This is a genomic window from Rhizobium sp. NPDC090275 (assembly GCF_044772225.1).
Classification (GTDB): domain Bacteria; phylum Pseudomonadota; class Alphaproteobacteria; order Rhizobiales; family Rhizobiaceae; genus Rhizobium.
Genome location: NZ_JBIVYL010000002.1, coordinates 445,282 through 458,318, shown reverse-complemented (window position 1 = coordinate 458,318; position 13,037 = coordinate 445,282). Strand labels below are relative to the sequence as shown.

Genomic DNA, 13,037 nt, shown 5'->3' with positions numbered 1-13,037 from the left:
GTAAATCAATCTGCAACATTGACCGGATACCTGTGAACGCGCCATTTTGCGTCGCAATATGATTCCAGCTTTTCAACCGGGGCCTGCTTCCATGTTTCAATACGATCTCGTTGTTGTGGGGAGCGGCCCGGCCGGTCGCCGTGGTGCTATTCAGGCCGCCAAGCTCGGCAAGAAGGTCCTCGTCATCGAGCAGGGCAAGCGCGTCGGCGGCGTCTCCGTCCATACCGGCACCATCCCCTCGAAGACCTTGCGCGAAACGGCGCTTAATCTTTCCGGCTGGCGCGAGCGCGGCTTTTACGGCAAGGCCTACCGGGTCAAGCAGGAGATCAGCGCCGAGGACCTGCGCCGCCGCCTGCTGATCACGCTCGATCATGAAGTGGAAGTGCTTGAGCACCAGTTCGCGCGTAACCGCGTGCAGCACCTGCGCGGCAAGGCGAGCTTCATCGATGCCTCGACGCTCGAAATCGTCAAGGACGACGGCGAAGTCATGCGCGTCTCGGCCGCCAGCATCCTGCTTGCGGTCGGCACCAAGCCGTTCCGCCCTGACTATATCCCCTTCGACAACAAGACGGTTCTCGACAGCGACGAGCTGCTCGATATCGAGGAACTGCCGCGCTCCATGGTGGTGATCGGCGCCGGCGTCATCGGCATCGAATATGCGACGATCTTCAGCGCGCTCGACACCGCCGTCACGCTAATCGATCCGAAATCGACGATGCTCGATTTCATCGACAAGGAAATCGTCGAGGACTTCACCTACCAGCTTCGCGACCGCAACATGAAGATCATGCTCGGCACCAAGGCGGAGAAGGTCACCAAGCTCGATGACGGCAAGGTCGAGCTCATTCTCGACAATGGTCGCCGCCTGGTGACCGACATGGTTCTGTTCGCGGCCGGCCGCATGGGCGCCACCGATGCGCTGAACCTGAAGGCGGCGGGCTTGGAGGCCGACAGCCGTGGCCGCCTGAAGGTCAATCCCGAGACGTTCGAGACGTCGGTGCCCGGCATTTACGCGGCAGGCGACGTCGTCGGCTTCCCGAGCCTGGCGTCCACCTCGATGGAACAGGGCCGCATCGCGGCGCGCGTCGCCGTCGGTGCCGTTGCCAAGGAGCCGCCGAAATACTTCCCCTACGGGATCTATGCCGTGCCGGAAATTTCGACCTGCGGCTTGACGGAAGAAGAGATGAAGGAACGCGGCATTCCCTACGAATGCGGCATCGCCCGTTTCCGCGAGACCTCGCGCGGCCATATCATGGGCCTCGATACCGGTCTCCTGAAACTTATCTTCTCGCTCAAGACACGCCGCCTGCTCGGCGTCCATATTGTCGGCGAAGGCGCTACCGAGCTGGTGCATATCGGCCAGGCCGTATTGAACCTCAAGGGAACGGTCGAGTATTTCGTCGAGAACACGTTCAACTACCCGACTCTCGCCGAAGCGTACAAGATCGCCGGCCTCGATGCCTGGAACCGGATGGGCGATATCAAGTCGGAGCTCTGAGCTTTTCGCGTGACGCCACGCGCATCCGCGTGGTGGTAAGCACTATCAAGCACATCAGCCCGTTTGTTGACAGTCTCCACGAAGGCGTTTCGACGCCTGACAACCTCGTAATAGGCGCAGCTTGTATAATCGGCTGCGTCTGATAGCGTTCATGTCACTGGGGGACTCTCTAATCAGCGAGTGACCGTGCGCGAACAATCCGAGACGACTGACCGGAATTTCCAGCTCATCCTCATCAAGCCGTCGCACTATGACGACGACGGCTACGTCATCCGCTGGTGGCGGGCGATGATCCCGTCCAACTCGCTGGCGGCGCTCTACGGAATTGCCGCCGATTGCGCCGAGCGGCGGGTGCTCGGACCCGGTGTCGGCATCGACATCACCGTTATCGACGAGACCAATACGCGGGTGAACACCTCAGCATTGCTGCGGCAGCTGAAAGCCAACGGCAATTTCGGCATGGTGGCGCTGGTCGGCGTGCAATCGAACCAGTATCCGCGCGCGCTCGATATCGCCCGGCCCTTCCGCGATGCCGGCATTCCGGTGGCGATGGGTGGCTTTCATGTCTCCGGGTGTCTGTCGATGCTCGACGACCATGCCGTTGGGCTCGACGAATGCCGCGAGATGGGCATCTCGATGTTCGCGGGCGAAGTCGAGGGGCGGCTGGACAAGGTGCTGCAGGACGCCGCATCGGGCACGCTGGCGCCGCTCTACAATTTCATGAACGATCTTCCGAGCATCGAAGGCGCCGCTGTTCCGTTCCTGCCGAAGGTCAATGTCGCGCAGACGCTTGGATTGAGCACCAGCTTCGACGCCGGTCGCGGCTGTCCCTACCAGTGTTCCTTCTGCACCATCATCAACGTGCAGGGCCGCAAGTCGCGCTTCCGCACGGCCGATGATGTCGAGAAGCTGGTGCGGATGAATTGGGCGCAGGGCATCCACAAATTCTTCATCACCGACGACAACTTCGCCCGCAACAAGGATTGGGAAGCGATCTTCGATCGGTTGATCCAGCTGCGTGAAAAGGATGGCATTCCGCTCGGCTTGATGATCCAGGTCGATACGCTCTGCCACAAGATCCCCAACTTCATCGAGAAATCGAAGCGCGCCGGCGTCACCCGCGTGTTCATCGGGCTGGAGAACGTCAACCCCGACAATCTGACGGCGGCGAAGAAGAACCAGAACAAGATCACCGAATACCGCAAGATGCTGCTCGCCTGGAAGGCGCAGGGGATCATGACGCTGGCCGGCTACATCCTTGGCTTCCCGGCCGATACGCCGGAATCGATCCGCCGGGATATCGCGATCATCCAGCACGAGTTGCCGCTCGACGTGATCGAGTTCTTCGTGTTGACCCCGCTGCCCGGCTCGGAAGATCACCAGACGCTGTTCCGCAAGGGCGTGGCGATGGATCCGGATCTCAACATCTACGATGTCGAGCATGTCTGCACCGAGCACCCGAAGATGAGCAGGCAGGAGTGGGAGAGCATCTATCAGGAAGCATGGTCGCTCTACTATTCGCCGGAGCATATGAAGACGCTACTGCGCCGGGCGGTGGCGACCGGGGTACCGTTGGCGCGACTGGTCAAGGTTCTGGTGTCGTTCGCGACTACCGTGCCGCTTGAAAACGTGCATCCGCTGCAGAGTGGGCTGTTGCGGTTGAAGCACCCCTCGGAGCGCCGGCCGGACCTGCCACGCGAGAGCGACCTGGTCTTCTGGCCACGCTTCGTCGGCGAGACGATCGCCAAGCATCTGAAGCTTGGCGGCACGATCGCGCGACTGGCGGTCACCGCCTTCATGATTTCACGCGACAAGAATGCCAAGACCTATATGGACCAGGCATTGACACCTGTTGGTGACCACGAGGACGAGACGCTGGAGCTCTTCACAAAGACGGCTGGCGGACAGGCGGCGGTCTCGCATATCAAGAAGGTCAACGAGCTTACGCATGCGCATCGGGCGGGCTGAGCCGGCGTTTCCCGACTTCAAATTTTGAGCACAAAAAACCCCGCTTGAAGCGGGGTTTTTCGTTGGATCGATTGGCCGGAGATTACTCGGCGCCTTCCTCGGAAGCCTTCTTCTTCGGAGCGGCCTTCTTCTTCGGAGCAGCTTCTTCGCCTTCGGCGGCTTCAGCCTTGGCAGCCTTCTTCTTCGGAGCGGCCTTCTTGGCTTCCTTCTCGGAGCCTTCGCCTTCTTCGTCGGCGAGCAGCTCTTCCTTGGTGACCTTCTTGTCGGTGACGTCGAGTTCGGTCAGCAGATGGTCGATGACCTTCTCTTCGAAGATCGGCGCGCGGATCGAAGCGGCCGCACCCGGCTGGCTGCGGAAGAATTCGAGGATCTGCTTTTCCTGGCCCGGATACTGACGCAGCTGCTCATAGATGGCGCGCTGCATTTCGTCTTCGCTCACTTCGACGCCGGCTTTTTCGCCGATTTCGGAGAGAACGAGGCCGAGGCGAACGCGGCGCTCAGCGAGCTTCTTGTACTCTTCGCGAGCCTGCTCTTCCGTCGTGTCTTCGTCTTCGAAGGTCTTGCCGGACTGTGCGAGGTCGTTGGCAACCTGGTTCCAGATGCCGTTGTACTCGGCGTCGACGAGCGAAGCCGGGGTCTCGAACTTGTACATTTCGTCGAGCTGGTCGAGGATCTGACGCTTGACCTTCTGGCGGGTCATCGAGCCGTACTGCGATTCGATCTGGCCGCGAACGATTTCCTTCAGACGGTCAGCCGATTCCAGGCCGAGCTTCTGAGCCAGTTCGTCGTTGATTTCAACGTCGGCAGGAGCAGCAACATCCTTGACGGTGACGTCGAAGGTGGCTTCAGCGCCAGCGAGGTTCTTGGCCGGGTAGTCAGCCGGGAACGTGACGTTGATGGTCTTTTCGTCGCCAGCCTTGGTGCCGACGAGCTGTTCTTCGAAGCCGGGGATGAAACGGCCCGAGCCGAGAACAAGTTCGGCGCCCTGGTCGGTGCCGCCTTCGAAGGCAACGCCGTCGACCTTGCCGACGTAGTCCATGGTGATGCGGTCGCCGTCTGCGGCCTTGCCCTTCTTGGTCTCGTAGGAACGGGCGCTTTCAGCGACCTTGAGAACCTGCTCGTTGACTTCCTCGTCGGAGATATCAACGACTTCACGGGTGATCTTGACGCCCTTGACGGACTTCAGTTCGATCGGGGGCAGAACTTCGTAGGAGAGCGTGAACTCGAAATCCTTCTGAGCCGACAGGATCAGTTCTGCTTCGTCCTTGTCTTCCGTCATCGCGATTTCAGGCTGCGTGGCGGACTTTTCGCCGCGCTCGGCGAGAATGGAGGTCGGCTGTTCGCGGACGATCTCGTTGACGAGGTCGGCCATGATGGACTTGCCGTAAACCTTCTTGAGGTGAGCGGCCGGAACCTTGCCCGGACGGAAGCCGTTGATCCGGACCTTGTCCTTCACGTCGGCAAGACGCTCGTTCATCTTGGTTTCCATGTCCTTGGCCGGGATTACGACCTTGATTTCGCGCTTCAGCCCTTCAGCGAGCGTTTCGATAACCTGCATGTCTTCCTACCTTCAATTCGTGGCGGCCGTGCCCAGACGCCGTTCGTTTCGATGAGCACGACGCCGGAAAGTGCCGGGCGTGGCTTGTTCTCAATTCTTCTTCGTTCTGCGTGAGCGGAACGGCGCTTGGCTCCGGGCAATCGAGGGGCACCGTTTTCGGTCCCTCGCCTGCAAGCCAGCTTTGGTGCGGGTAGAGAGACTTGAACTCCCACGCCTTGCGGCACCAGAACCTAAATCTGGCGTGTCTACCAATTTCACCATACCCGCGTTCTCAAAAACCGCATGCATATGCCTGCACATGAGGCCTTCCGGAGCGCGGCGTCTCTATATCACCCGATTTGGAGGAGGCAAAGGAAAAATGAAGGTCAAATGACAGCGATTTTTCCCGCCACCGCGCGGACTTGCGCCCGCAAGCGGTCAAACTCAGTAAAGCGGCTCCTCATAGGCCGGCTTGCCGTCCACCAGCAGGCTTTTGATCTGCGCCATGCCATTGGCGCCAACGCTTGCAGCAATCGACACCTGCCCATCACGGCGCGCCTCTTCCAGCGCATGTCCGGCGCCCTCAGGAACGTAATAGCGCTCGATACCGTATTCGACGCGGATGGTTTCGGCCTGAGACGTTTCGCCGTAGCTATAGAAGGGCTGGGTGTGGAGCACGGCCGTACCGTCGGCTGGCGGAAGCTTGTCGAAGGATGATTCGGCGATCTGCCAGAAACCGCCCTCGCCCGGCTTGATGCGCACCCAAAGGCTGCGCTCGGCGGCCTCCTTCGGCATGGCGCCCAATATCGAGGAGACGGGCACGGAGGAGATGTCGTAGTTCAGCACCACGTAATCGCCGCGCAGGAAGTCGCGCGGATCGACGGGCGCCGTCTTCAACAGAACCTGCGTTCCGTTGCGCAGGACAGATGCGCGGCTCTGCACGATGTAGCCGAGCACGGCTGTCTGCAGCAGCGCCACGGTGACGGCGGCGGTGACGCAGCGGCGTTTCGAATAGCCCTTGAAGGAGAATATACTCATTGGACCGCCTCCCTGGCCTTGCCGGCAAATCTTCGTTCAAGACGGATGACGATCCAGGCCACGGCCGCGACGAAGAGGCCGGAGCAGAGAAAGAGCCCCGAGGTGCCGAGGATGGAACCAACAGTCACCGAGCCGAGATAGAGAATTTCGACCGCGAAGACCGTGTAGGCCAGATAGCGGACGGCGCCGTTGTCACGCCCCTGCAAGGCGATCGCCAGCACGGAGGCGGCGAGTGTCACGATGCCGAGCGGGAGAACCCATTTGCTGGCATCGAGTTCCACATGCAGCAGGAACAGGCCGATGACGGCAAGCAGGAAGGAATAGAAGGCAGGTGCGGCGCCGGCGCCCCTGATCAGCGAGGACAGGCGCGCAACCGGCAGGCTGACCAGAACGAAGACCGCCATGCCGCCGATGACATAGATCAGCGCCAGCCACAGATCGGAATTCAGCGTGTAGAGCCAGGCGAGCCAGCCAAGCAGCAGCAGGTAGGCCAGATGGCGAACGCGGCCAGCGCCGGTGTAGCGCACCAAGGCCACGACGATCGCCGCCATGACGGGTGCTGCCCATGAATCAAGCGTCATCAGGCGCATGTCGGAGCCGCTGAGATACAGGCCGAAGCTGCCCCAGGCGAGGAAGCCCGCCACGCCCGACACCACGCCCGAGCGGAACAGCACGGCCGAGACCACCGCCATGGCGAACCAGAGATACATGACCGTCTGCTCGTCACCCGACAGATGATACATCTGCCCGACCAGCGAGATGGCGCCGCCGAAGGTGAGCGTGCCGATAACAAGCAGCGCGTTGGCGGCGGCGATCTGGCCACGGACAAGGGCAGCACCGGCGCCGAGATGGACGGACCAGATAAGCGCGAGGATGAAGAACATCCTGACCAGACGCGGTATCGCCTCCCAGTTGGACGCGACCACCAGAAGAATGGCTGCGCCGAGCAGGATGGCCGCGAGGATCATCAGCACATTGCCGAGGCTGAAGCTTGCCGGACGCCCGTCATATTCCTTGAGCAGCGCATCGGCGGTCTGCTCGGTGAGCAACCCCTTGCCGACCCACTGCGACAAATCCCTCTCAAGACGTCCGCGATACATGCCCTACCCCCGAAACGCAAAATTGCGCCTGACTTTTCAACTTTATAGACGCGGTTTGCCGATTGAGGAAACGGCTCCTTGCGATTTCCTTCACAGACCCTTTCGGCAGGGCCGTTAATCGCCCGGCAAGACTTTGCCCTTAGGTTTGCTCATGCCATGCATATTGCGCATGGAGACAACCGATATACTGCATCGCAATATTTCACTCAAAGCCATTGAGCATGCGCGCAGCCGGGGATGTACCCGGACCGGATTACCGGACGCTTTCGGATATGATTTCCGCCGATATGATCGGGATTTGGATCTATCCTCCCTTCCAAACAACCCGATCGACCTGCAACGTCCTCCTCCCAGTTGCCGGTCATACGTATGGACGCCCATCGGATTGCGCATCCGGTGGGCGTCTTCGTTTTGTCCTCCGCAGGGCGGCTCATCCGCGCCGACGCCGCTGGATTGCTCATTTTGCCTATTGATTGACCAGAACGTGGCCAAATCGTGCGGTTTACAGCTTGAGAAATGCAGCAGCTGCATATGTGCGTTGAATTCTTGTCTCTGTTAGCTCTTCGCAGTGCAATATATATTCAGCTCATCAAATAGAGGTCAGCGCCGATAGGCGGCAGCTGGCAGACGCAAGCCCTCGGAAAGGGGACCGACATGAACATTTCTCGCTCTTTCAACAACTGGCGCAAGTATCGTCAGACCGTTACCGAACTGGGCCGCATGACCAACCGCGAATTGCACGACCTCGGCATCGACCGCGCCGACATCCAGCGCGTTGCTCGCGAAGCCGTTCGCTAATATCTGCGCTAGTATCCGGGCGGTTCGCTTCCTCCCAAGCCGATCGCCTCACCAAGACGCCCGCTGCCACCAGGCAACGGGCGTTTTCTTTTGTCTTAACGCCTCATTAACGTCTGGGTTGCGCCACAGCCCAGTATTCCGCCTGCTCAAAAAGTGACACTTGCGCTTTATCTGTGCATCGTACTGCACAATTGCATGGCAGGAGCCTAATAAATGCACTGCACAATATGACCGGGATAACCTATATCAGCGTCAACCACTGAGACGGCAATCGCGCCGCTCACTGAATTGATCTTGAGGAACTACCCATGAACCCGATCCGCATTGCAAAGAGCTGGATTAGCTACCGCCGTACCCTGAGCGAACTCGGCAGCCTCTCCAACCAGGCCCTGGCCGACATCGGCGTAAGCCGCTATCAGATCCACAACATCGCTTCGCGCGCTTTCCGCTAATAGCGGAACGCCTGAAGTACCCAAAACGGCGCCTTCACGGCGCCGTTTTCGCGTTTTAAGTTATTGATTTTATTGCGCATGAGTTATTTTGACATAGGCCGTGTCATAGCTTTTTTTGATCTAATATTGTCGATTTGGTCGCGGTTTGGGACTGATAAGCGGTTTGCTTCCAACTCTCTGGAACCATCTTGGCTCCTACCAGTTATCTTGTTGCAAGGTTTGAAATCCACCTTGCCACGGATGCATCGCCCTATGCGATCCGTCAGAAGCCCGGCGTCGGATTAGTCCGCACCGGGCTTTTCCTTTACGGCGGCCCGGTCGCACCGCCCAAACATCACGATTGCCTAATACACAACTGCCGAATAAAGTGTGCCACGCACTCGGCCAAAATGCGGGCCGGCGCACATAGCTCATTATAGCATTCACGGGCGCGGCTCGCCCATGGCCGAGCTGCATCCCCGATCCCCCAGTGCATCCAAGTGCTCCGATCAACTTTCCCAAGGACAACGTGATGGCTGACCCTAATGCTAAAACTCGTGCCTGCCCGATCTGCAAGGAAGAGATCAAAGTCGCCGCTACGCGCTGCATTCACTGCCATTCCGAAATCCCTCCAGGCGCCGATGGACGCGCCAGGCCGCCAATGATCATGGGCCGGCGCATTCGTGCGAAGGCGCATACGGCACCAAAGGCAACATTCAATGCGGGCCCATCGTCAGCCTGCAACGATCTCGAGATCGATGACGCCGGCGTCTGGGAGTACATCGGCGAGGATGAGGACTACTGCTATTACTGGGGCCCTTCCTGAGACCCAACGGCGATCGGATCATCGCAGTTCATTGTTCACCTACATCTCCAGCGCCCGCAATTTCGCCACCGCGAAATCGACGAAGGACCGGGTCTTGGCCGAGACGTGGCGGCCCTCGGCATGGACGACATGGATCGGCAGCGGTGGTTCCTCGTAATCTTCGAGCGTCAGACGCAGATGGCCGGCGGCAACGTACCGGCTGACCTGGTAGGAGAGCGGGCGGGATAGTCCCCAGCCGGTGACGGAGGCGGCGATCGCGGCGTCGACCGTGTTGCAATAGAGGCGCGGATGGAGCATTGCGGCGGCGCCGTCGGGGGCGAAGTGCCAGTCGAGCGGTGCCGACGAGCCGGTGTTGACGATGGTGGCGTGGTTGGCGAGATCGGCGGGTGTCTTCGGTTCGCCGTGGCGTTCGAAATAGGAGGGCGCGCCGCAGACGACGCGGCGGACACTGCCCACCTTGATCGCCGTCTGGTCGGAATCCTGCAGGCGGCCAATGCGGATCGCGACGTCAATCCCCTCCTCCACAAGGCTGACGATCCTGTCGAACAAGAGCACACGGCCGGTCACGCCCTTATGGATATCGAGAAACTCGGTCATGACAGGCATAGTATGCAACTGCCCGAACTGCACCGGCGCGGTAATCGTCAGCATGCCTGATGGCGTCGCGTGCGAGCCGCCGGCAGAGGCCTCTGCCTCGTCGATCTCCGCCAGAATGCGCTTGCAATCATCGGCATAGCGCCGGCCGGCCTCGGTCAGATTGACCGATCGCGTCGACCGCACGAAGAGGCGCGCGCCGGTGGCATCCTCGAGAAAGGCCACGGCGCGGGTGACGGCGGGCGGGCTCATGTGTAGCTGGCGCGCCGCTTCCGCGAAGCTTGCCGTCTCGGATACCCGCACCAGAACTTTCATGCATTGAAGCCGATCCATATCGCAGCCTTTATTCCACTCGGAGAAACAGTCCCTTTCTCATAATCGAAATTCCATACGAAAACAGGAACAATTATTCTCCCGGGCAATATCAACGGAGACCTGTTCCATGAAGCTCTACTCGCACCCGCTTTCCGGCCATGCGCACCGCGCCTGTCTGTTCATCTCGCTTGCCGGGATCGACGCCGAGATTGTCGACATCGATCTCGCCGGCGGCGAGCACAAGAAGCCCGCCTTCCTGGCGCTCAACCCGTTCGGGCAGATCCCTGTGCTCGATGACAATGGGCTGGTGCTTGCGGATTCCAATGCGATCCTGGTCTACCTCGCCAAGAAGCATGCGGCGGATTGGCTGCCTGAGGATGCCGTGGGCGCCGCCACCGTTCAGCGCTGGCTTTCGGTGGCTGCGGGCGAGATCGCCTATGGCCCGGCCGCCGCGCGGTTGGTCACGGTGTTCGGCGCAAGCTTCGACACCGAAGAGGTGATCGGGCGCGCGCACCGTATTCTGGCGCTGATCGACGCGGAGCTGGCCGGCAAGGCATGGATCGCGGCGGACCGGCCGACGATCGCCGACGTCGCGCTCTACAGCTACATCGCCCGCGCGCCGGAGGGGAATGTCGATCGCTTCCGCTACGGCAACGTCAGCGCCTGGCTGAAGCGTATCGAGGCGCTGCCCGGCTTCCGGCCATTCCAGAAGACGGCGATCGGTATTCCCGACGCGGCCTGATACGGGCCACGCGCCGCCGCCGATCCTCACAAATCCACGAAGGAGAATGTCATGCTTGCCTTGACGCAGACTGAAAAGCCTTCCCCGTGGCATGACGGGGAGATTTCCCTGCAGGAAAAGGCCGGGGTCGCGGCGCGCATGAAAGATGTGGGCGCGCGCGTGCTGCGCGATCACCTGATCGACCAGCACCGCCAGTTCTACCCGCAGCTGCCCTTCATCGTGCTCGGCACGGTGGACGCCGACGGCGACGCCTGGGCGACGCTGCGGGCGAACTATCCAGGGTTCCTCGACAGTCCGGATGTGCGCACGCTGAGCGTCAAGCTCGCGCGTGAGCCCGCCGATCCGGCCGATCGCGGAATGGAGGATGGCGACGCGATCGGCATGCTTGGCATCGAGCTGCAGACGCGCCGGCGCAACCGGCTGAACGGCACGATCGCACGCAGCACGGCGGATCGCTTCGACGTCACCGTCGGCCAGTCCTATGGCAACTGCCCGCAATATATCCAGCTGCGCGATTTCGGTTTCAGCCGCGAGCCTGAACTCTCCTCGGCCGTGCCGGCCGTTGTTGCTGAGGCGCTGGATGCGCGGGCGATGGCGCTGATCTCGAAGTCGGACACGTTTTTCGTGGCGTCCTATGCCGATCGTGACGATGGCGAGCGGCAGGTGGACGTTTCGCACCGGGGCGGCAAGCCGGGCTTCGTACGGATCGGCGAGGATGGGGTTCTGACGATCCCCGACTTCGCCGGCAATCTGTTCTTCAACACGCTCGGCAATATTCTCATCAACGGCCGCGCCGGTCTTGTCTTCGTCGATTTCGACAGCGGCGATCTGATGCAATTGTCTGGTGATGCCGAAGTCGTTCTGGATTCGCCGGAGATCGCCGCCTTCCAGGGTGCGGAGCGTCTGTGGCGTTTTCGCCCGCGCCGTGTCGTCTACCGGGCGGATGCGCTGCCGCTTCGGTGGAATTCGCGCGCCGACGGGCAATCGCCGAACGCGCTGATGACCGGCGATTGGCAGGCCGCCGCCGGACGCATCAGCGCCGCCGAGATGGCGAGCCGCTGGCGGCCGCTCCGGGTGGCAGGCATTGTCGATGAGAGCGCCGGCATCCGCTCGTTTCACCTGGAGCCCGTCGATGGCGGCGGGCTCATCGCGCATGCGGCCGGGCAATATCTGCCGATACGCGTCAATGTACCGGGCGAAGATCGGCCGCTGATCCGGACCTACACGCTGTCGGTCGCGCCGTCCGATAACCGGTACCGCATCAGCGTGAAGCGGGAGGGCGTCGTCTCGCGCCACCTGCACGACCACATTGGTGTCGGCGATATCATCGAGGCGCGGGCGCCGGGTGGTGCCTTCGGCATCGATGCGGCGGAGCAGCGGCCGGCAGTGATGCTGGCGGCGGGCATCGGCATAACGCCGCTGCTCGCGATGTTGCGGCATGTCGTTTATGAGGGGTTCCGCAAGCGCGGGATGCGGCCGGTCTGGCTGTTCTATTCCGCGCACAGCAAGGCCGAGCGCGCCTTTGACGATGAGATTGGAGCGCTGGTCGCGGCCTCCGGCGGGGCGGTCAGGTTGGTCCGGCTGCTTGGAGATGTCTCGGGCGCGGTCGAGGGGCGGGACTATGAGGCGCAGGGGCGGATCGACATGGCTCTGTTGCGCGCCGTGCTGCCGTTCAACGATTACGACTTCTACCTCTGCGGCCCGCCGGGCTTCATGCAGTCGGTCTATGACGGGCTGCGTGGCCTCAACATCGCGGATGGCAGAATCCATGCCGAGGCGTTCGGCGTGGCATCGGTTGCGCGATCGGGTGGCGTTTCGGCCGAGGCTGCCCCGGTGCAGGCTCGGGCGGCGGCGGATGTGCCGGTGCCTGTCTACTTCACGCAATCGGCCAAGGAAGCGCGGTGGGAGCCTAAAGGCGGCACGCTGCTGGAGCTTGCCGAGGCGCGCGGGTTGCAGCCGGAGTTCAGCTGCCGGCTCGGCAATTGCGGCAGCTGCCGGACCAAGGTGCTGTCGGGCGCGGTGGCTTATACCAGGGAGCCGACGGCCGAGGTTGCCGAGGACGAGGCTTTGATCTGCTGCGCGGTTCCGGCCAAGGGCGAGACGCGGCTGGAGCTCGATCTCTAGAGAATGGCGGGGCGACCGGGGTACAGCAGGTGCTGCTCAAATATCCGGTTTCCCGCCAATATCCAG

At 61.4% G+C, this 13,037-nt stretch carries 11 protein-coding genes and 1 tRNA gene; 7 read left to right on the top strand and 5 right to left on the bottom strand.

From position 1 onward, the window contains the following. Positions 1 to 91: 91 nt before the first annotated feature. Both sthA and ACIQUB_RS06565 read left to right on the top strand, forming a co-directional pair. A complete protein-coding gene (gene sthA / locus ACIQUB_RS06570; protein ID WP_113237042.1) occupies positions 92 to 1,498 on the top strand; it encodes a Si-specific NAD(P)(+) transhydrogenase in 1,407 nt (468 codons plus the stop codon). 186 nt (positions 1,499 to 1,684) lie between these two features. Then, entirely contained in the window at positions 1,685 to 3,466 is a 1,782-nt protein-coding gene (locus ACIQUB_RS06565; protein ID WP_402928984.1) for a B12-binding domain-containing radical SAM protein, read from the top strand. 82 nt (positions 3,467 to 3,548) lie between these two features. On the opposite strand, the gene tig is transcribed toward ACIQUB_RS06565, so the two are convergent. From tig to ACIQUB_RS06545, 4 genes are all read right to left on the bottom strand, one after another. Further along, entirely contained in the window at positions 3,549 to 5,024 is a 1,476-nt protein-coding gene (gene tig, locus ACIQUB_RS06560; protein WP_402928983.1) for a trigger factor, read from the bottom strand. Between the two features lie 182 nt (positions 5,025 to 5,206). Then, positions 5,207 to 5,291, bottom strand: a tRNA-Leu gene (locus ACIQUB_RS06555). Positions 5,292 to 5,447: 156 nt separating this feature from the next. Further along, positions 5,448 to 6,041 carry a GDYXXLXY domain-containing protein gene (locus ACIQUB_RS06550; protein WP_113237039.1) on the bottom strand — a complete coding sequence of 198 codons (594 nt, stop codon included), beginning with the start codon at positions 6,039 to 6,041 and terminating at the stop codon, positions 5,448 to 5,450. Continuing rightward, positions 6,038 to 7,141, bottom strand: coding sequence for a DUF2157 domain-containing protein (locus ACIQUB_RS06545; RefSeq protein WP_113237038.1), 1,104 nt, complete (start codon positions 7,139 to 7,141; stop codon positions 6,038 to 6,040). The genes ACIQUB_RS06550 and ACIQUB_RS06545 overlap by 4 nt, the downstream gene beginning before the upstream one ends. 654 nt (positions 7,142 to 7,795) lie before the next feature. Here ACIQUB_RS06545 and ACIQUB_RS06540 point away from each other — a divergent pair. The 3 genes from ACIQUB_RS06540 to ACIQUB_RS06530 all read left to right on the top strand — a co-directional run bounded on the left by ACIQUB_RS06540 (position 7,796) and on the right by ACIQUB_RS06530 (position 9,196). After that, on the top strand, positions 7,796 to 7,939 hold the full coding sequence (locus ACIQUB_RS06540) for a DUF1127 domain-containing protein (RefSeq protein WP_113237037.1): 144 nt from the start codon (positions 7,796 to 7,798) through the stop codon (positions 7,937 to 7,939). A 308-nt stretch (positions 7,940 to 8,247) separates the two neighbouring features. After that, complete coding sequence (locus ACIQUB_RS06535; RefSeq protein WP_018900063.1) at positions 8,248 to 8,391, top strand: DUF1127 domain-containing protein; 144 nt, start codon at positions 8,248 to 8,250, stop codon at positions 8,389 to 8,391. A 511-nt stretch (positions 8,392 to 8,902) separates the two neighbouring features. Continuing rightward, entirely contained in the window at positions 8,903 to 9,196 is a 294-nt protein-coding gene (locus ACIQUB_RS06530) for a hypothetical protein (RefSeq protein ID WP_155947784.1), read from the top strand. A gap of 39 nt (positions 9,197 to 9,235) precedes the next feature. On the opposite strand, the gene ACIQUB_RS06525 is transcribed toward ACIQUB_RS06530, so the two are convergent. Further along, positions 9,236 to 10,123: a LysR family transcriptional regulator gene (locus ACIQUB_RS06525; RefSeq protein WP_113237036.1), complete on the bottom strand. Its 888-nt coding sequence runs from the start codon at positions 10,121 to 10,123 to the stop codon at positions 9,236 to 9,238. 109 nt (positions 10,124 to 10,232) lie between these two features. Here ACIQUB_RS06525 and ACIQUB_RS06520 point away from each other — a divergent pair, with 109 nt between their 5' ends. Together ACIQUB_RS06520 and ACIQUB_RS06515 are read left to right on the top strand one after the other, a co-directional pair. Further along, the gene (locus tag ACIQUB_RS06520; protein ID WP_113237035.1) at positions 10,233 to 10,847 is read left to right on the top strand and encodes a glutathione S-transferase; all 615 of its coding nucleotides are present in this window, start codon (positions 10,233 to 10,235) and stop codon (positions 10,845 to 10,847) included. Positions 10,848 to 10,898: 51 nt separating this feature from the next. Further along, positions 10,899 to 12,971: a pyridoxamine 5'-phosphate oxidase family protein gene (locus ACIQUB_RS06515; RefSeq protein WP_113237034.1), complete on the top strand. Its 2,073-nt coding sequence runs from the start codon at positions 10,899 to 10,901 to the stop codon at positions 12,969 to 12,971. The last annotated feature ends 66 nt before the right edge of the window (positions 12,972 to 13,037 follow it).

What these genes read in the sequence shown, in the direction of transcription:
- ACIQUB_RS06550 (WP_113237039.1), bottom strand. Translation starts at nt 6,041, where the DNA reads ATGAGTATATTCTCCTTCAAGGGCTATTCGAAACGCCGCTGCGTCACC.
- ACIQUB_RS06535 (WP_018900063.1), top strand. Translation starts at nt 8,248, where the DNA reads ATGAACCCGATCCGCATTGCAAAGAGCTGGATTAGCTACCGCCGTACC.
- tig (WP_402928983.1), bottom strand. Translation starts at nt 5,024, where the DNA reads ATGCAGGTTATCGAAACGCTCGCTGAAGGGCTGAAGCGCGAAATCAAG.
- ACIQUB_RS06520 (WP_113237035.1), top strand. Translation starts at nt 10,233, where the DNA reads ATGAAGCTCTACTCGCACCCGCTTTCCGGCCATGCGCACCGCGCCTGT.
- ACIQUB_RS06530 (WP_155947784.1), top strand. Translation starts at nt 8,903, where the DNA reads ATGGCTGACCCTAATGCTAAAACTCGTGCCTGCCCGATCTGCAAGGAA.
- ACIQUB_RS06515 (WP_113237034.1), top strand. Translation starts at nt 10,899, where the DNA reads ATGCTTGCCTTGACGCAGACTGAAAAGCCTTCCCCGTGGCATGACGGG.
- ACIQUB_RS06540 (WP_113237037.1), top strand. Translation starts at nt 7,796, where the DNA reads ATGAACATTTCTCGCTCTTTCAACAACTGGCGCAAGTATCGTCAGACC.
- ACIQUB_RS06545 (WP_113237038.1), bottom strand. Translation starts at nt 7,141, where the DNA reads ATGTATCGCGGACGTCTTGAGAGGGATTTGTCGCAGTGGGTCGGCAAG.
- ACIQUB_RS06525 (WP_113237036.1), bottom strand. Translation starts at nt 10,123, where the DNA reads ATGGATCGGCTTCAATGCATGAAAGTTCTGGTGCGGGTATCCGAGACG.
- sthA (WP_113237042.1), top strand. Translation starts at nt 92, where the DNA reads ATGTTTCAATACGATCTCGTTGTTGTGGGGAGCGGCCCGGCCGGTCGC.